This window comes from Streptomyces sp. NPDC046197, from assembly GCF_040646295.1.
Lineage (GTDB): Bacteria > Actinomycetota > Actinomycetes > Streptomycetales > Streptomycetaceae > Streptomyces.
The window spans coordinates 330,634-348,557 of sequence record NZ_JBEYZY010000007.1 but is presented as its reverse complement, the minus strand read 5'-3'; the positions used below and the strand labels follow the sequence as shown (position 1 = coordinate 348,557).

Here is a 17,924-nt window from a genome sequence, read left to right as displayed (position 1 = left end):
TCCTCGTACTGGACGTACTTGGGCTTTCGGCCGGTGCGGCGAGAGTGCGTGCCGGGCGTCGCGACGGGGCGAACGTTGCCTGCCGGGGCACTAGCATGTCGCCGACCTACGAGCCGGGCGACCGGGTCGTCTACGAACGGGTCGACGGCAGCGAGGTGCGACGCGGTGAGGTCGCCCTGTTCTCGGCGCCGGAACGCTACGGGTTCGACGCGTACCTCATGCATCGGGTCACCGGTGTGGGCGGCGACCACGTGGTGTGCTGCACGGGGCAGGGCCGGAACGCGCGGATCACCGTGAACGGCAAACCGCTGACGGAGCCGTACGTGAACCACGGCGACGCCGACGGCGCTCACAAGGCCTATGACGTCACGGTCCCGCAGGGGCGGCTGTTCCTGCTGGGTGACAACCGTGGGAACGCGCGGGACTCGCGGTTCTTCGCCGACGACCACGACGGGACGGTGGCCGTCTCCGCCGTCCGCGGCCGGGTGACCGAGGACTACACCGTCCCCGTGCTCCTCGGCGGCGCCATGATCGTCGGGGCGGTGTGCGTGCTGGTGGGCCTCGGACTGGGGATCGCGGCCCTGGCCGTGCGGCGGCGGAGGACGGCGGCGCCGGTTCCGCCGTGGCCCGTGCAGGTGTGAGTGATCGGTCCGCGGCTCAGTGCCCGGTGGGGTGCGGGGTCGGACCCCCCGGGGTGGCCTCCCGGTCCGGTCCCTTCGCCGCCTCGGCCTCGCTGTAGATGTCCGGCTCCAGGTAGATGACCCGGGCGATGGGGACGGCGGCGCGGATGCGGGCCTCGGCGGCGTTGATGGCGGAGGCGACCTCGGCGGCCGTGTCGTCGTGCCGGACGGCGATCTTGGCGGCGACGAGGAGTTCCTCGGGGCCCAGGTGGAGCGTGCGCATGTGGATGATGCCGGTGACGGTTTCGCCGTCGACCATGGCGGCCTCGATCTGCTTCACGACCTCGACGCCGGCCGCCTCGCCCAGCAGCAGGGACTTGGTCTCGGCCGCCAGGACGAGCGCGATGCAGACGAGGAGGACACCGATGCAGACGGTGCCGACGCCGTCCCAGACGCCGTTGCCGGTGAGCAGGGCCAGGCCTACACCGCCGAGGGCGAGGACGAGACCGATCAGCGCACCGAAGTCCTCCAGCAGGACGACCGGCAGCTCGGGTGCCTTGGCGCGGCGGATGAACTGCGCCCAGGACAGCCTGCCGCGCAGTTCGTTGGACTCCTTTATGGCTGTGCGGAAGGAGAAGCCCTCGGCGATGATCGCGAAGACGAGGACGCCCACCGGCCAGTACCAGTGCTCCACTTCGTGCGGGTGCTGGATCTTCTCGTAGCCCTCGTAGATGGCGAACATGCCGCCGACCGAGAACAGCACGATGGAGACCAGGAAGGCGTAGATGTAGCGCTCGCGGCCGTAGCCGAAGGGGTGCTGCGGGGTCGCCTCGCGCTGGGCGCGCTTGCCGCCGATGATCAGCAGGAACTGGTTGCCGGAGTCGGCGAGCGAGTGGACGCCTTCGGCGAGCATGGACGACGAACCGCTGAACGCGAACGCCACGAACTTGGATGCCGCGATCGCGAGGTTGGCGCCGAGTGCCGCCACGATCGCCCTGGTGCCGCCTGACGCGCTCATGAGTCCGCGTTGTCCCTTCGCTTCCGTACCTTCGCCGGTCCCGGCCCTGGCCGGTCCTTTGCGGGTGGGCCATTGTTGCAGCCCGGTGCGGTGGTGCTGCGCGGGAGTTCCGGCGGGCGGCTGCCTCAGACGACGACCGTGGCGCGGAAGACCGTGCCGGGCCCGGACACTTCGGCCTTTTCGCCCGCCGGGACGAACACCGACCGGCCCGGCGTCAGTTCGTGCTCGCCGGCCCGTACGGAGCCAGCCGTGCAGAGCAGGATCTGCGGGGTGCCGAGGGTGAGGTCGTGGGCGGATGCGCCCTCGGGCAGGACGTGGCGGGAGAGGCGGAACTCGTCGATCGGGGTCTCGTAGACCTCCTCACCGTCCGGGGCGGCCTCGGGGCGCAGCACGCCGGGGTCGCCGGCCTCGAAGCGGACGACGCGCAGGAGTTCCGGCACGTCGACGTGCTTGGGGGTCAGGCCGCAGCGCAGCACGTTGTCGGAGTTGGCCATGATCTCGACGCCGAGGCCGCTGAGGTAGGCGTGCGGGATGCCCGCGCCGAGGAAGAGCGCCTCCCCGGGCTGCAGACGCACATGGTTGAGGAGCATCGCGGCAAGGACGCCCGGGTCGCCCGGGTAGTGGTGGGCGATGCCCGCATAGGGGGTGTACTGGCCACCGAGGCGGGCGCAGGCGGCCGCGGCCTCGGCGACCGTGCGCGCCGTCTCCGCGCGGTCGGCGGTGAGGATCGCGGTGAGCACCTCGCGCAGGGCCGCGTCCTCCGGCTGGGCGCGCAGCAGATCGACGTACGGCTTGAGGGAGTCCACGCCGAGGCCGTCGAGCAGGTCGGCGGCGCGGGCCGGGGTGCGGAAGCCGCACAGGCCGTCGAACTCGGTGAGCGCGCAGATGAGTTCGGGCTTGTGGTTGGCGTCCTTGTAGTTGCGGTGCGGGGCGCCGGCCGGGATGCCGCGGCGCTCCTCCTCGGCGTAGCCCTCCTTGGCCTGGTCGAGGTCGGGGTGGACCTGGAGGGACAGCGGTGCGTCGGCGGCGAGGATCTTGAGCAGGAAGGGCAGCTGCGGGCCGAACCGCGCGACGGTCTTGGCGCCCAGCTCCCGCTTCGGGTCCGCCTCGATGACCTCCGCCAGCGTGCCGCGCCCGGTGCGCGAGGGTGCGCCCGGGTGGGCGCCCATCCACATCTCCGCCTGCGGCCGGCCGTTCGGCTCGACGCCGAGCAGGTGCGGGATGGCGGTGGCGGAACCCCAGGCGTAGGGGCGGACGGTGTTGTCGAGGCGGTCCATGCGCTTCTTCCTGCCGGTTCTCTTCGCGTACGACGCCGGTTCGCCGTACGTACGACGGTCGGGGCGTCGTGGGTACGGCGGTCAGCGCGCCGGGGACAAGGTCAGGCCCTCGAAGCGAGCGCCAGGTAAACGGCGGCGAAATCCGTGACGGCGATCAGTTCCGCGAGGGCCTCGATTTCGTCTCCGGGGTCCGGCTCCAGCTCACTGATCGGCGTGTCGTGGCTCAGCGCCAGGTCACGGGCGGCGGGGGCGGCGGTCAGGCCGCCGATGGGGCGGTCGCGGAGCAGCACCACGCGCGCGTGCAGGGCGGGCCGCTCCTCGACGCGGTCCCGGAAGAAGTCGTCCGGGTCGGCGCTGGCGGCGAGCGGACCGGCGAGCAGGGCGCTGTGCGCGGCGAGCGCCTCGGGGAGTTCGGCGACGACCGCGGGGATGCCGGACAGCTCGGCGAGCCCGGCGGCGAAACGGCGGCCCGCGGGGCCGGCCGAGATGCCCTCGGTCCAGATCACCGGCACCGCGTCGGCGAGTTCGGCGGCCAGGGTCTTGGCCGGGTTGCTGTAGGCGGCGATGGCGGGGCCGCAGCGCTCGGCGATGAGGTCCAGCCGGTCGGCGGCCTTCTCCAGGGCGTCGGGCGGGGCGGTGAGCAGGCCCACCCGGTCCAGCAGCGCGAGCAACGGCGTGAGCAGCGCCCACAGGACCCCGGGCGCGGACGCGGCAAGCGGCTCGTCCTGGTCGTAGGGGGCGGTCGCCATGGGTACGAACAGGCCGTGGGCGCCGGCCACCGCCTCCGCGAGCGGAGTGCCGGCCGGGGCCACGGCGACGACCGTGCAGCCGCGGCGGTAGGCCTGTTCGCAGAGCAGGGACAGGCTCGGCTCGGTGCCGTCCGGGGTGGCGATCAGCAGCAGGTCGACGGAGCTGACCCAGCCCGGCAGCTCCCAGCGCAGGGCGCCCGCGGCCGGGGCGACGCCGGTGGGAGCCAACCGGGTGACGGGGCTGCCGGTGCCGGCCAGCGTGCCGAGGAGGTCGGCGGCGTGGGTGGCGGCGGCGCCCGGGCCGGCGATCAGGACGGCGCGGGGACGGCCGTCGGGCTTGAGGTCGTGGACGCCGGCCTCGACGGCGTGCCGGGCGGCGGTCCGGATGCGGGCACCGGCCTCGGCGGCACCGCGGAGCAGGCCGCGCCGGTCGGCCTCGGCGAGGCCCTCCGGGGAGTCGAGCAGCGATTCGTCGAGCATGGGCGGCAGCCTCCGATCGGGGTCCGATCGCCGGGTCGTCGGTTACGCGGGGCGGCGGGCCTCGTCGACGAGGAGGACAGGGATGCCGTCGCGCACGGGGTAGGCCAGGCCGCAGTCCTGACCGGTGCAGATCAGCTCGGTGTCCTGCTCCTTGAGGGGGGCGTGGCAGGCCGGGCAGGCGAGGATCTCCAGAAGGCCGGCTTCGAGCGGCATGGGCTTTCCCTTCAGGGGCGTGGCTTGGGCGGTGTCCGGTTGTGCCTGGTCAGCGTACCGCCGGGGGCGGGCGCGTGCGGGGTTGCCTGGGCCGGGGGTGCCCCGGTCCGGGTGCCCTGGGCCGGGGGTGTGTCCGGGGGTGTGTCCGGGGGACGCTGCCCCTGGCGCCTCATGCACTGGGACTCTGCCCCCTGGCCCCGGCCCCCGCCCACCCCCACACGTCGCGGTCGGCCGAAAGGCAGGCGGCCGGTCAGCCGCGGATGAGGGTCAGGACCTCGTCGCGGATCTTGGTCATCAGCACCTCGTCACGCGCCTCCGCGTTCAGCCGCAACAGGGGCTCGGTGTTGGAGGGACGGACGTTGAACCACCAGTCGGCGGTGGTGACCGTGAGGCCGTCGAGTTCGTCGAGGGCGACGCCCTCGCGGCCCTCGTAGGCGGCCCTGATGGCGGCGAGGCGGGCCGCCTGGTCGTCGACCGTGGAGTTGATCTCCCCGGAGCCGACGTAGCGGTCGTACTGGGCGACCATGGCCGACAGGGGACCGCCCTGACCGCCGAGGGCCGCGAGGACGTGCAGGGCGGCCAGCATGCCCGTGTCGGCGTTCCAGAAGTCCTTGAAGTAGTAGTGCGCGGAGTGCTCGCCGCCGAAGATCGCGCCCGACCTGGCCATCTCGGCCTTGATGAAGGAGTGGCCCACCCGGGTGCGGACCGGCGTGCCGCCGTTCTCCCGCACGACCTCGGGAACCGACCAGGACGTGATCAGGTTGTGGATGATCACGCCCTTGCCGCCGTGCCTGGCCAGCTCGCGGGCGGCGACCAGCGCGGTGATCGCGGACGGGGAGACCGGCTCGCCGTGCTCGTCGACGACGAAACAGCGGTCGGCGTCTCCGTCGAAGGCGATGCCGAGGTCGGCGCCCTCCTGGTGGACCTTCTTCTGCAGGTCGACGAGGTTGGCCGGATCCAGGGGGTTGGCCTCGTGGTTGGGGAAGGTGCCGTCCAGTTCGAAGTACATCGGGACGAGGTCGACGGGCAGGCCGGTGAAGACCGTCGGGACGGTGTGGCCGCCCATGCCGTTGCCCGCGTCCACGACGACCTTCAGGGGGCGGATGGAGGACACGTCGACGAGGGAGCGCAGGTGCGCCGCATAGTCCTCCAACGTGTCGCGCTGCGTGATCGTTCCCGGCCGGGCGGCCGGCGCGGGGGCGCCCGACTCGCGCCACTGCTCGACCAGTTCGCGGATCTCTGCCAGGCCCGAGTCCTGGCCGACGGGGGCGGCACCCGCCCGGCACATCTTGATGCCGTTGTACTGCGCCGGGTTGTGGGAGGCCGTGAACATCGCGCCCGGCAGGTTCAGCGCGCCCGAGGCGTAGTACAGCTGGTCCGTCGAGCACAGGCCGATCTCGGTGACGTCCACGCCGCGCTGTGCGGCCCCGCGCGCGAAGGCGCGCGCCAGGCCGGGGGACGAGGGCCTCATGTCGTGCCCGATCACGATCGCGCCGGCGCCGGTCACCTGGGCGAAGGCCGCTCCGAAGAGTTCGGCCAGCGACTGGTCCCACTGGTCCGGGACCACCCCGCGTACGTCGTACGCCTTCACGATCTGCGACAGATCAGCAGCCACGCCCAACCCTCCTGAAAGTCCTATGGGGCACCCCGAACGTCCTGTGGGGCACCTCAAACTACCCGCCCCGGCCGTCGGTGCGCTGTTGGCAACCGGGCCGTCCACCCGGCGTTACCCGGAGGTCAGAGGATGGACTTCTGTTCCCGGGCCCAGAGAAACGGTTTCGCAGAGAGAGCGCTGTCGGCCGGGTCAGTTGTCGGGCGAGCGCAGGACGCGGAGATGGCCGCGGCGCGCGACCTCCATCGGGTCCGCGGCACGGGCGCCGCCGCCTGCGGCCTCGGCCGCACGCCGCTGGGGCCGGGCCGCCTCGCGGACCGCGTCGGCAAGCGCTTCCAGATCGTCACCGCTGGGGCGGGCCGGGGCCGAGCCGTCGAGGAGCCGGACGACCTCCCAGCCGCGCGGGGCGGTCAGACGCTCCGAGTGCTCGGCGCACAGGTCGTAGCAGTGGGGTTCGGCGTAGGTGGCGAGCGGGCCGAGGACCGCGGTCGAGTCGGCGTAGACGTACGTCAGCGTCGCGACGGCGGGGCGGCCGCAAGCGGTGCGCGAACAGCGACGTACAGGGCTCACGACGTTGGACGGTACCGCACTCTTGAGCGGGCCGCGACGACTCTCCACCAGGTCACCCCACCGTGTCGTGCTGTGAAACACCCCACACGCCCTTTCTGACCCGACTTGCTGACCTGCGGGTACGGCAACTGGCCGAAATCTCGAACCGCCCTTCGTCCGGTCATCACCCGGTACAAACACAGTCAAATATCTTGATGTCGACAGTCTCGGAGGGATACGGAATCGAGCCCAACATTGGCTTGAATGGTCATCAACAGACATGGGGTTGCGCGGGCTGGCGAAGTGCCCCCGTATGCCGCGCGGAGGCAGGGCGCCGTGGCCCGCCGGGGACTACCCTTCAGCAGTGATGGACAACCGTGTACCGCCCCGTGCCGCCGGCCCCGGGCCCCGACGTCGTGATCGCCATGGCCGTGGCATGCGCGGCCCGATCGCGCCGCCGCAGGTGCCGCTCGCCGCGAGCCGGGCCGAGGCGTTCGCGGACCTGGTGCAGGACTCCGTGGACCGCCTGGAGCGCCGGTGGCCGCAGCTCGCCGACATCGACTTCCTGGTGCTGGAGGTGCCCAGGCTGGACGGGCCCGGGCAGGTCTGGAGCGACGAGGCCGTGCCCCTCGGCGGGACGCTTGCCGCGCAGGACGGCCGCCGGGCGCGGGTGGTGATCTACCGGCGCCCGGTCGAGATCCGCACCAAGGGGCGGGACGAACGGGCGGCACTCGTACACGAGATCGTGGTCGAGCAGGTGGCCGAGCTGCTGGGGCTCACCCCCGAGACGGTGGATCCCCGGTACGGCGAGGACTGATCCGACGGCGGGTCGCCCCTTTCGCCCTACCTCTGCAGCACCGACAGGTCCTGGTCCGCCTGCGGTACCGCCACCGTTCCGCGGTCGTCCGGCAGGGTCTGGACCGTGAAGCCCGGCACGCCCTCCTGCGTCGCCGCGAGGGTCCGTGCCCCGTACACCGGGCCACCGGACAGCCGTTGCACCGTCAGGGCGTACGTGCCCTTCAGACCCGAAGGTGCCGGCGGGACGATGTCCTGGGTCGTGCCCGCCTTGATCGTGTACGTCCTGGACACCGGCGTACCGCCTCCGCTGCCCGCGGACGCGGTGACCTTGACCTGCGCCGTGGCGGTGGGGGCCGTCAGTGACAGCGTCGTGTCCTTGCCGCTGCTGCCCGCTGAGGTCGCCCTGGTGCCGATCGGCCCCGTCGCCGGGATGAACGCCGTCTCCTGCGCCCCGCCGCCCTTGCCCCGCACCACCCGCAGGGCGGCGACCACCCGCACCGACCGGGACGTCGGTGTCAGCACGAGGGACCCCGCCTCCCCGCGGGTGACGTCACCGAGGTCGACGGCGGTCGTCGTGCCGCCCTTCACGTGCACCGTCTCATGCCCGGCGGGCGTGATCAGCCCGGACGGCGAGGCCAGCCGCACCTTCAGGTCGGCGTCCGCGTCGGCGGGCGTGAAGGCGATCAGCCGTACGGAGGTCGCGTCCTTGGGGATGCCCGGGAGCACCAGGCTGCCGGCCGGATCCGTCGCCGCGGCCAGCCAGTCCCCGCCGAGCTTGGCGTCGAGCGCCTGCACCGCCGCCCCGACCCGTCCGCTGCGCACGCTCACGTGCACGGTCAGGTCCTCCTGCGGTGCGTCGGCGAGGGTGGACAGCAGGACCGGCTCGCTGGAGTGCGGCTGGACCGTGATGCCCTCGCCCACCGTGGACTTGACGGCGCCGTTCTTGCCGTAGAGCTCGATGTCGACGACGGCGGCGGAGTCGTCGGGGTTGGTCAGATGGACGTAGTCGGAGCGGCTGGACGCGGTGCTGGCGCCCGGGAACCAGAACTCCGTGTCCGGAGCGGTGCAGTTGACACCCTGCAGCCCCCGCCCGGTGCCCGCGGCCACCTCGGTGGTCTCCTGCATTGTCCAGCCCGGCGCGAACCTGCCCTCGGCGGTGCCGATCAGCGCGGGCGCGTCCGCACCGGAGGTGTCCCCGGTGACGGGGGTGCCGGGCTGCTTGGGCTCCAGTACCGGTTTCCCGGCCTTCTTCTTGGCGTCGCCGTTGCCCTTGGCGTTGCCCTTGCCGCTGCCGTTGTCCTTGCCGGTACCCGTGCTCGAGGTGTCGCCCGTGCCGGTGCCCGACTCCTCGGTGGCGGCCTGGAGTCGGGCCTGGCCGGCGCTGCCGGTGCCGTCGGTCACGGGCGTGAACGACGTGTACGAGGTGTCGGCGATCTCCGAGTTGCTCGGCGTGGGACAGACCAGGGTCGTACGCTCCACGGGCAGCTGGGCGGCCGCCTTGGCGGGACCGTGGCCCGGGGCGGCCGGCGTGTTCAGGGCGGCGAATCCGGTGACGGCGACGAGCGCGGTCGTGCCGGCGATCAGGGACAGGGTGGTGCGGTTCACTGCTGGCTCCCGTCGGGGCGCTCACTGCCGATGCCGTGCGGGTGGTGAGGCTGGGCCGGGTCGTACGACTCGTCGTAGCCCTGGTGGTAGGCCTGGTCGTAGGGCACGGCCGGGGTCTGCCCGCCGTAGGCGTACGGGTCGTACTGGCCGCCCTGGTAGGGGCCGGTCTGGTACGCCGGGTCGTAGGCGCCCGCCGGGTACTGCTGGGCGCCCTGGTACTGCTCGCCGCCGTAGGTGCCGTACTCGGCTCCGGTTCCGGCGTAGGCGGTGGTGTCCCATTCACCGTAGGACTGCTGGTGCGGGACGGCGGCGGGGGCCTCCGGCGCGGGCGGAGGCGCGAAGTCCGGACCCGGCTGCTCGTCCCGGCCGGGCTCGCCGCTCTCTCCGGTCTCCTCGGCCTCCGCCTGGGCACGCAGCCGACGGGCACGGCGCCCCTCTCCGGCAACGGCCTGGGCGGGGACGAGCTGCTCCTCGGGCAGGTCGTCGTCGACGTCGCGGCGCCGGCCGGGCAGGGCGAGCACCACGAGGACGACGGCGAGCGCGCCCTGGGCCCACAGCCAGCCGGTGTGTGCGACCGGGTCGTCGAAGGTGACGTCCAGCCTGCCGCCGGAGGCGGGGAGCTGGAAGCCCTGCGCCCAACCGTCCACCGTGGTCCGTGCCAGCGGCTTGCCGTCCAGGGTGGCGGTCCAGCCGGTGGCGGCGGAGTCGGCGAGGCGCAGCACGCGGCCGCCGGCGCCGGCGCCGGCCGGGATGGTGGTGTGGATCTCGACGGGCCCCGAGGCGACGGACTGTGCGGTGCCGGAGCCGGAGGCGGGCACGATGGCGGCCCGCGAGACCTCCTGGTCCACCCGCCACAGCGCGCTTCCGTCCTGCTGGCTGAGCCGGGACAGGCCGGGGGTGGCGTCCAGGACGCGGCTGACCTCGCGCGGGGCGCCCTTGTGGACGAGGACGTAGCGCACGGCGAAGCCGCCGAGCTGGTTCACCTGGTCGGCGCCGGAGCCGGCGACGAGGTTGGCGACGACCTTGTCGAGCCTGCTGTTCTCGCCGTCCGCGGCGGCCAGTTCCTCGTCGCCCATGCGGGCGCCGGAGCCGCGGACCAGCATGTAGCCGACGTGGGCCGGGGAGTCGCTGTCGAGGACCAGGGTGCGGGCCTGGTCGGCGGTGGTGCTCTCCTCGGCGACGAACGCGGGCACCTGCACCGGGTCGCGCCGCTCCACGGGGCCGTCGGCGCCGCGGATCATCCAGCCGGCCGCGAGGAGCAGCGGACCTGCGGCCGAGGCGAAGGCGATCAGTGCGGCGACCGGCTGGCGCCAGCCGAAACTCTGCTCGGCCACCCGCGCGCGTGCCCCGTCGGCGCCGACCACGGCGGCGGTCAGCAGGGCGAGGCCGTAGACGAGGGTCGCGGGCCCGGCCCATCTCGAGCCGTTGGACAGAACCGCGAAGACGAGCCCCACCAGGGCGATCACCCAGGCCGTCCGGATGCAGGGCTGGCGCTCGGAGCGCATCAGGGCGGCCAGCGCGGCCAGGACGACGCCGATGAGCATCAGCCCGTGCACCGTGCCGGGACCGCCCGGGCTCGCGCCGAGCAGGTCGAGCGCGGAGGCGGCCGAGGAGCCGTACTCCAGGCCGGCCTCCTTGAAGAAGCCGAACGGCAGCAGCGACAGCGACCAGGGCGCGAGGAGCAGCAGCGGGGTGCCCAACTGCACCAGGAAGCGCAGTCCGTAGGCCACGATGTCGCCCCGTCGCACGGCCAGCACACCGAGGCCGAGGACGACCGCGACCGGCAAGACAATGGGGGTGAAGGCGGTGGTGACGGTCAGCAGCAGCGCGTACGCCCAGGTGGCGCGCCAGCTGCCGCGCGCGCCGGAGGGGGCGGCGAGGCCGCTTGCCGCGATGCCCGCGCGCGCGATGAGCGGGAGCAGCACGGCCAGGACGGCGGTGCCGATCCGGCCGCCCGCAAGCGCGCCGGTGGCCGCCGGCAGGAAGGCGTACACGACGGCGGCCCACGCGCGCAGCAGCCGGGAGCCGACGAGCGGGCGCGAGGCGAAGTACGCGGTGAACCCCGCCAGCGGAACCGAGCCGACGAGCAGGACGGTGACCGCGAGGCCGGTCGAACCGAACAGCACGGAGGCCAGCATCGCCACGATCGCCAGGTACGGCGGCGCGGGCGGGGTGCCGCCGGCGGCCACCGGGTGCCAGGAGTCGAGGTAGCGCGACCACAGCTCGGAGGAGTCGGCCGGGGCGGGCAGCAGGGCGCCGCCCGCCAGCGCTCCGCTGCCGAGCAGACCGCGGCAGGCGACCAGGGAGACCACCAGCAGCACCAGGAAGAGCACCGGGCCGGGCTTGCGGGCGATGCGCTTGAGGCGGGCGAACTGCTCGATCTCCAGGTAGTCCGCGTCGTCGCCGCCGGGTCCGGACTCGACCGCGCCGCCGTGCCGTCCGGCCGAGGAGACCTCGGGGTCGGAGCGGCCGACGAGGTTGCTCGCGACCTGCTCGAAGGTGGCGCGGACGGTCGCGCCGGGCGGCGGGAACAGAGCCCGCAGTTCACCCTTGTCGATCTGCGGTTTGCCGCGCCTGCGCCGCGCGGCGAGGATCCGCTCGGGCCGCAGCAGCGTGCCCATCAGGCCGCGGATCTCGTCGACGGCCTGTCCGGGGACCTTGCCGACGAGATGGGCGACGGTTCGCAGCAGCGTGCCGAACACCAGGCGCAGCAGTACCCAGAGCAGCGCGGCGGTGCGGGTGTTGACGAGCAGGGTGTAGACGGCGCCCGCCTTGTCGACCTTGTGCGGGGAGGCGGCGGTGCGGCCCGCGCAGTCGACGGTGCGGCGCTCGCGGGAGGCCGCCTCGGCATGGCGCACGACGGCCTCGGGGGCGATCAGGACACGATGGCCGGCGGCGGTGGCCCGCCAGCACAGGTCGACGTCGTCGCGCATCAGGGGCAGCCGGCGGTCGAACCCGCCGAGCTGCTCGTAGACATCGCGCCGGATCAGCATCCCGGCGGTGGACACCGACAGCACGGACCGGACGTGGTCGTGCTGGCCCTGGTCCTGCTCACGGCGGTCCAGACCGGTCCAGCGGCGGCCGGAGTTGGCGATGGACACGCCCACTTCGAGCAGTTGCCGCCGGTCGTACCAGCCGCGGAGTTTGGGGCCGACGACCGCCACGTCCTCGCGGCCGAGTTCGTACTCGTTCTCCACCACCCGCAACAGCTGGGCCAGAGCGTCGGGTTCGGGGGCGCAGTCGTCGTGCAGCAGCCACAGCCACTGCACCGGCTCCCCGTGCGGAAGCTCGGGCATGTCGTAGGCGTCGTCGCGCCATGAGCGCGTCACGGGGTCCCAGCCGCTGGGTCGCTTCAGGTACGGCAGGTCGTCGGGGGTCAGCACCGGGGCGGTGCGGGTGGCCTCCTCGACGGCCTGGCCGAAGCCGGTGCGCCGGGCGAGGTGCAGCACCTGGTCCGCGCCGAGGACTTCGGTGACCAGCTGGGAGGAGTCGTCGGCGCTGCCGGTGTCGGCCGCCACGGCGTACTGCACCGGGCGCTCCTGGCCGAGCAGGCCGGCCAGCGCGTCGGGCAGCCAGCGGGCGCCGTCGTGGGAGACGAGCACGGCGGTCACCACGTGCCGCGGGAACTCGGGCGGGCGGGTCGGGTCGGACTGCGTCGCGCGCGCGGGTTCGGACGGCGCTGTGGCAGCGACGTCGTAGTGGGCTGCCGTATGGCTGTGCACGGACATCGAGTACGGGCCCCGGTTCGGTGGACTGCGGTGGACGCCTGTGCCCCGTGGGGGCAGCGGCGCGTCTCGGACGAGCGACCACACTATCGGCTGGCCAGCACAGCGGCCCGCCGCCTGTGGATAACCCACGCGCGACGGGCCGTTCGTGACGTCTTGGGGAAGGGTGTGTGCGGTTCCGCAGCAGGCTTTCGTCAGGCGGCCCCCGTCAGACGGCGGCCTTCTTCAGCCGGCGCCGTTCACGCTCGGACAGGCCGCCCCAGATGCCGAAGCGCTCGTCGTTGGCCAGCGCGTACTCGAGGCACTCGGAGCGGACCTCGCAGGCGAGGCAGACCTTCTTGGCCTCGCGGGTCGAGCCGCCCTTCTCGGGGAAGAAGGACTCCGGGTCGGTCTGGGCGCACAGCGCGCGCTCCTGCCAGCCGAGTTCCTCGTCCGCGTCGTCGACCAGCAGTTGCTGCACCAGCTCGGTCATGTGCGCCCCTCGTCTGTCTTTCGCGTCCCCGTGACGCAGCCGTTATCGATTCCGGCTGAACGACACGAGTGAAATTACAAGTGTGCTGCTCCGGGCGAGTCAAGCCGAGATCTGCTATTGAGCCCCTTATTCACTCTGCGGAACCAAGGCCATGCGGAAAGTGTTCAAATCGGCATAAACCTTGACACACGGCCGAGGGCCCGAGGGTCCCCGGCCCCGTGCGGTGCCCGCACAAGGAAGGACGCCCAGGACTTGGATCTCGTTCCGACGCGCGCTCCGCGGCGATCCGGATCACAGTCTGATCACGGGATCGCAACGGCGCTTGCGCGCCCGGCATGTGCGCCATGTGTCCCGGTCCCCCCATGAGCAAACCTTTCACCTGGGTGATGAACCGGATGAGGTGAACCATGTCCCACATACCGGGCGCCGAGTTGACAGTGATGGTGTGAACCGGTGTCCTTGGGGGCATGCTCGCGAACTTGGCACTCCCCACGACCCGCACCGCCGGGTCCCACGGTGCTGCCCGCGCTCGCTGTAGCTGTTGCTGTTCCGGCTGTTGAGCCCAACGCGCTCCGGCTGACCCCGGGTCCATCCCGATCCGGCTGCTGATTCCTTCCTGATCCCTCATCCAGGGCACACCTTTCGTCCGCGACCCGGGCGACGGTCCGCGACACCCGCCAGCCCCACTCCCTCGCCGAGGAACCACCGCATCCGATGAACAGCGACAGCGACCTCCAGATCGCGGGCGACATCCTCGAAGTCCCGCACCTGCTCCAGACCCCGCGTGAGCACCCGGCCACCGTCGCCGAGTTCGCAGGTCTGGCCCGCTCCCTCGCCGCCGACCGCTCCCAGTGGGAGCACCTCGTGCGGTACGACGCGACCACCCGCTGGTACCACCGGCTGCGCACCGGCCCGGGTTACGAGGTGTGGCTGCTGTCCTGGGTGCCCGGACAGGGCAGCGGGCTGCACGACCACGGCCGCTCCTCCGGTGTGCTGACCGTGCTGGACGGTGAGCTGACCGAGCGCACGGAGCGCGGCACGCGCCGGCTGGCGGCGGGCGCCCAGAGAGTGTTCGCGCCGGGATACGTTCACGAAGTCGTCAACGACGCGCTGGAGCCGGCGGTCACTCTGCACGTCTACTTCCCCGGCCTGACCGAGATGCCGATGCACGCGCACTCGGCCCGGTGCACGGGAGCCCCCTACGCCCCGGTGGACCCCGTCGGCGCGTAGGCCTGTCCGCGGATCAGGCCCTGGGACGTGCCGCAACGCCCGGGCGACCGGATGCCGCGTCGCCGAACCTGCCCACAGGCGTGCACCCGTCACCCGCCACCGCCCCCCAACGAGTGGTCCCGGCGGCTGACACACTGTTTCCATGCGGATTGTGGTTCTGGCAGGCGGCATCGGTGGTGCCCGGTTCCTGCGCGGCCTGAAGCGGGCCGTGCCGGACGTGGACGTCACGGTCATCGGCAACACCGGCGACGACATCCACCTCTTCGGGCTGAAGGTCTGCCCGGACCTGGACACGGTGATGTACACGCTCGGCGGCGGCATCAACGAGGAGCAGGGCTGGGGTCGGGCGGACGAGACCTTCCACCTCAAGGAGGAACTCGCGGCCTACGGCGTCGGGCCGGAGTGGTTCGGGCTCGGCGACCGGGACTTCGCCACGCACATCGTGCGCACCCAGATGATCGGCGCCGGTTATCCGCTGAGCGCGGTCACGGAGGCGTTGTGCGACCGGTGGAAGCCGGGCGTCAAGCTCGTCCCGATGACCGACGACCGCGTAGAGACGCACGTGGCCGTGGAGGTCGACGGCGAGCGCAGGGCGATCCACTTCCAGGAGTACTGGGTACGGCTGCGGGCCTCCGTGCCGGCCCAGGCGATCGTGCCGGTCGGGGCCGAGCAGGCCAAGCCGGCGCCGGGCGTGCTGGAGGCGATCGCCCAGGCGGACGTGATCCTCTTCCCGCCGTCCAACCCGGTCGTCTCCATCGGCACGATTCTGGCCGTGCCCGGGATCCGGGAGGCGATCGCCGACGCCGGAGTGCCGGTGATCGGCCTCTCCCCCATCGTCGGGGGCGCACCCGTGCGCGGGATGGCCGACAAGGTGCTCGCGGCGGTCGGCGTGGAGTCCACGGCGGCTGCGGTGGCCGAGCACTACGGCTCGGGCCTGCTCGACGGCTGGCTCGTCGACACGGTCGACGCGGGGTCCGTGACCAAGGTCGAGGCGGCCGGGATCCGCTGCAGGGCGGTGCCCCTGATGATGACCGACGTGGACGCCGCCGCCCGGATGGCACGCGAGGCGCTGGCGCTGGCGGAGGAGGTGCGGGGCGCGTGAGCAGCACGCCTTCGACGGATGTGGCCGGTGACGCGACCACGCCGGGGTACCGGGTGTGGGCCGTCACCGGGATCCCCGAGGTGCGGCCGGGCGACGACCTGGCCAAGCTGATCGCCACCGCCGAGCCCGGACTGGTGGACGGCGACGTGCTGCTCGTGACGTCGAAGATCGTGTCCAAGGCGGAGGGGCGGATCGTCGAGGCGGCCGACCGGGAGTCCGCGATCGACGCCGAGACCGTACGGGTCGTGGCACGGCGCGGACCGCTGCGGATCGTCGAGAACCGTCAGGGGCTGGTCATGGCCGCCGCCGGGGTCGACGCCTCCAACACCCCTTCCGGCACCGTGCTGTTGCTGCCCGAGGACCCCGACGCGTCCGCGCGGGCGATCCGGGAGGGACTGCACAACGCCCTGGGCGTCACCGTCGGAGTGATTGTCACCGACACCTTCGGGCGCCCCTGGCGCGCGGGCCTCACGGACGTCGCCATCGGCGCCGCGGGCGTACGGGTGCTCGACGATCTGCGCGGCGGCACGGACGCGCACGGCAACCCGCTCAGCGCCACCGTCGTCGCCATCGCGGACGAACTCGCCGCCGCGGGCGAACTGGTGAAGGGCAAGGCCGACGGGCTGCCCGTCGCGGTGGCACGCGGGCTGGCCCACGCGCTGGCCGGGGACCGCGAGGACCACGGGGAGGGTGCGCGGGCCATGGTGCGCGACGCGCGCGACGACATGTTCCGGCTCGGCACCTCCGAGGCCGTACGCGAGACGGTGACCCAGCGCCGTACCGTACGGTCCTTCACCGGCGAACCCGTCGACCCCGGAGCCGTCCGGCGTGCGGTGGCCGCCGCCGTGACCGCGCCTGCGCCGCACCACACCACGCCGTGGCGGTTCGTGCTGCTGGAGTCCGAGCAGTCGCGGACCCGGTTGCTCGACGCGATGCGCGACGCCTGGATCGCCGACCTGCGGCGGGACGGAAGGAGCGAGGAGTCGACAGCCCGCCGCATCAGGCGCGGGGACGTGCTGCGCAACGCGCCGTACCTGGTGGTGCCGTGCCTGGTGATGGACGGCTCCCACACCTACGGCGACGCCCGGCGCGACGGTGCCGAGCGGGAGATGTTCGTGGTCGCCGCCGGAGCCGGGGTGCAGAACTTCCTGGTCGCGCTGGCCGGGGAGCGGCTCGGATCGGCGTGGGTGTCCTCGACGATGTTCTGCCGGGACGTGGTGCGCGAGGTGCTCGGACTGCCGCAGGACTGGGACCCGATGGGCGCGGTCGCGATCGGTCATCCGGCGGAGCAGCCGGGGCCGCGGCCCGAGCGGGACGCGGGGGCGTTCATCGAGGTGCGCTGACGTCCGGGACTTCCGTTCACTCCTGCTCCGTCGGGCCCTAGGCTCATAGAGCACTTCCGGCACCTTCGACACCTTCGGCACCTTCGACAATTTCGGCGACTTCGGCGACTTCGGGGACTCATCCGTGGCAGGACGCTTCGTTCCGCGGCCCACGCGCACGACCGTGCGCGGTGGGCATGTCGCCGTGCCCGCGGGTGTGCCTCGGCAGGCCGCCGTGCCGGGGCGGGTGCGGACCTGGGTGCCGGACGGGCCGCTTGATCTGGGGCTGGTTCTGGGCCCGCTCAGGCGCGGTCCCGGTGATCCGACCTTCCGGGCGACGCCGGACGGGTCGGTGTGGCGGGCCTGCCGGACGCCGCTCGGGCCGGGCACCCTGCGGGTGTCGGCGCGGGGCGGCGAGGTGCGCGGGGAGGCGTGGGGCCCGGGAGCCGAGTGGCTGCTGGAGCAGTTGCCGGAGTTGCTCGGCGCCGCCGACGAACCGTCCGCGTTCGCGCCCCGGCACCGGCTGCTGGCGCTGACCCGGCACCTGCGGCCGGGGCTGCGGCTGACCCGGACCGGGCTGGTGCTGGAGTCGTTGATCCCGTCGGTCCTGGAACAGAAGGTCACCACTGCCGAGGCTTATGCGGCGTGGCGGGTGCTGGTACGGAAGTACGGAGAGCCGGCGCCGGGACCCGTGCCCGGGCGGATGTACGTGATGCCGGCGCCGCGCACCTGGGCGCTGATTCCCTCCTGGGAGTGGCACCGGGCCAACGTCGACAACAAGCGGGCGTCGACGATCCTGCGGGCCGTGCGGGTCGCCGCGCGGCTGGAGGAGGCGGTGCGGATGCCTCCGGCGGCGGCGCAGCAGCGGCTGGAGCTGGTGTCCGGGATCGGGCCGTGGACGTCGGCGGAGACCGTGCAGCGCAGTCACGGGGCACCGGACGCGGTGACGGTCGGGGACCTGCATCTGCCGGGGATCGTGGGGTGGGCGCTGGCCGGGGACCGGCATGCGGACGACGCGGTGATGCTGCGGCTGCTGGAGCCGTACGCGGGGCAGCGGCACCGGGCGGCGCGGTTGATTCTGCTGAGTGGGCGCGTGCCGCCGCGGCGGGCGCCGCGGATGCCGAAGGGGGACATCGGACGGTTGTGAGGCGA

15 protein-coding genes are annotated in these 17,924 nt (G+C 73.0%); 6 read left to right on the top strand and 9 right to left on the bottom strand.

Features of this window, described 5'->3' with window-relative positions:
- Window positions 1-44 precede the first annotated feature (44 nt).
- A complete protein-coding gene (gene lepB, locus AB0A61_RS13390; protein WP_361290848.1) occupies window positions 45-641 on the top strand; it encodes a signal peptidase I in 597 nt (198 codons plus the stop codon).
- Between the two features lie 16 nt (window positions 642-657).
- Here lepB and AB0A61_RS13385 read toward each other — a convergent pair whose 3' ends face one another.
- The 6 genes from AB0A61_RS13385 to AB0A61_RS13360 all read right to left on the bottom strand — a co-directional run bounded on the left by AB0A61_RS13385 (window position 658) and on the right by AB0A61_RS13360 (window position 6,587).
- The gene (locus AB0A61_RS13385; RefSeq protein WP_361290779.1) at window positions 658-1,638 is read right to left on the bottom strand and encodes a cation diffusion facilitator family transporter; all 981 of its coding nucleotides are present in this window, start codon (window positions 1,636-1,638) and stop codon (window positions 658-660) included.
- Window positions 1,639-1,763: 125 nt separating this feature from the next.
- On the bottom strand, window positions 1,764-2,915 hold the full coding sequence (manA, locus tag AB0A61_RS13380) for a mannose-6-phosphate isomerase, class I (protein WP_361290776.1): 1,152 nt from the start codon (window positions 2,913-2,915) through the stop codon (window positions 1,764-1,766).
- 101 nt (window positions 2,916-3,016) lie between these two features.
- On the bottom strand, window positions 3,017-4,144 hold the full coding sequence (locus tag AB0A61_RS13375; RefSeq protein ID WP_361290773.1) for an SIS domain-containing protein: 1,128 nt from the start codon (window positions 4,142-4,144) through the stop codon (window positions 3,017-3,019).
- 42 nt (window positions 4,145-4,186) lie between these two features.
- Entirely contained in the window at window positions 4,187-4,357 is a 171-nt protein-coding gene (locus AB0A61_RS13370) for a Trm112 family protein (protein WP_007382472.1), read from the bottom strand.
- 250 nt (window positions 4,358-4,607) lie between these two features.
- Window positions 4,608-5,972: a phosphomannomutase/phosphoglucomutase gene (locus tag AB0A61_RS13365; protein WP_361290770.1), complete on the bottom strand. Its 1,365-nt coding sequence runs from the start codon at window positions 5,970-5,972 to the stop codon at window positions 4,608-4,610.
- 189 nt (window positions 5,973-6,161) lie between these two features.
- Entirely contained in the window at window positions 6,162-6,587 is a 426-nt protein-coding gene (locus AB0A61_RS13360; protein ID WP_361290768.1) for a DUF3499 domain-containing protein, read from the bottom strand.
- A 298-nt stretch (window positions 6,588-6,885) separates the two neighbouring features.
- On the opposite strand from AB0A61_RS13360, the gene AB0A61_RS13355 reads away from it, so the two are divergent.
- Window positions 6,886-7,335 (top strand): metallopeptidase family protein, encoded by a 450-nt coding sequence (locus tag AB0A61_RS13355; RefSeq protein ID WP_361290845.1) that lies wholly within the window; start codon window positions 6,886-6,888, stop codon window positions 7,333-7,335.
- Window positions 7,336-7,361: 26 nt separating this feature from the next.
- Here the strand turns inward: AB0A61_RS13355 and AB0A61_RS13350 are convergent, their stop codons facing one another.
- The 3 genes from AB0A61_RS13350 to AB0A61_RS13340 form a co-directional block, all read right to left on the bottom strand.
- Window positions 7,362-8,921 (bottom strand): DUF5719 family protein, encoded by a 1,560-nt coding sequence (locus AB0A61_RS13350; RefSeq protein ID WP_361290765.1) that lies wholly within the window; start codon window positions 8,919-8,921, stop codon window positions 7,362-7,364.
- Window positions 8,918-12,649 carry a glycosyltransferase gene (locus AB0A61_RS13345; RefSeq protein WP_361290762.1) on the bottom strand — a complete coding sequence of 1,244 codons (3,732 nt, stop codon included), beginning with the start codon at window positions 12,647-12,649 and terminating at the stop codon, window positions 8,918-8,920. The genes AB0A61_RS13350 and AB0A61_RS13345 overlap by 4 nt, the downstream gene beginning before the upstream one ends.
- Before the next feature lie 205 nt (window positions 12,650-12,854).
- Entirely contained in the window at window positions 12,855-13,118 is a 264-nt protein-coding gene (locus AB0A61_RS13340) for a WhiB family transcriptional regulator (RefSeq protein WP_003975777.1), read from the bottom strand.
- Window positions 13,119-13,832: 714 nt separating this feature from the next.
- Here AB0A61_RS13340 and AB0A61_RS13335 point away from each other — a divergent pair.
- The 4 genes from AB0A61_RS13335 to AB0A61_RS13320 all read left to right on the top strand — a co-directional run bounded on the left by AB0A61_RS13335 (window position 13,833) and on the right by AB0A61_RS13320 (window position 17,919).
- Window positions 13,833-14,348, top strand: coding sequence for a cysteine dioxygenase family protein (locus AB0A61_RS13335; RefSeq protein ID WP_361290759.1), 516 nt, complete (start codon window positions 13,833-13,835; stop codon window positions 14,346-14,348).
- A 142-nt stretch (window positions 14,349-14,490) separates the two neighbouring features.
- The gene (gene cofD, locus AB0A61_RS13330; RefSeq protein ID WP_361290756.1) at window positions 14,491-15,450 is read left to right on the top strand and encodes a 2-phospho-L-lactate transferase; all 960 of its coding nucleotides are present in this window, start codon (window positions 14,491-14,493) and stop codon (window positions 15,448-15,450) included.
- Complete coding sequence (locus AB0A61_RS13325) at window positions 15,447-16,793, top strand: coenzyme F420-0:L-glutamate ligase (RefSeq protein WP_361290753.1); 1,347 nt, start codon at window positions 15,447-15,449, stop codon at window positions 16,791-16,793. Before cofD ends, AB0A61_RS13325 begins: the two co-directional genes overlap by 4 nt.
- A 124-nt stretch (window positions 16,794-16,917) precedes the next feature.
- On the top strand, window positions 16,918-17,919 hold the full coding sequence (locus AB0A61_RS13320) for a DNA-3-methyladenine glycosylase 2 family protein (RefSeq protein WP_361290750.1): 1,002 nt from the start codon (window positions 16,918-16,920) through the stop codon (window positions 17,917-17,919).
- The last annotated feature ends 5 nt before the right edge of the window (window positions 17,920-17,924 follow it).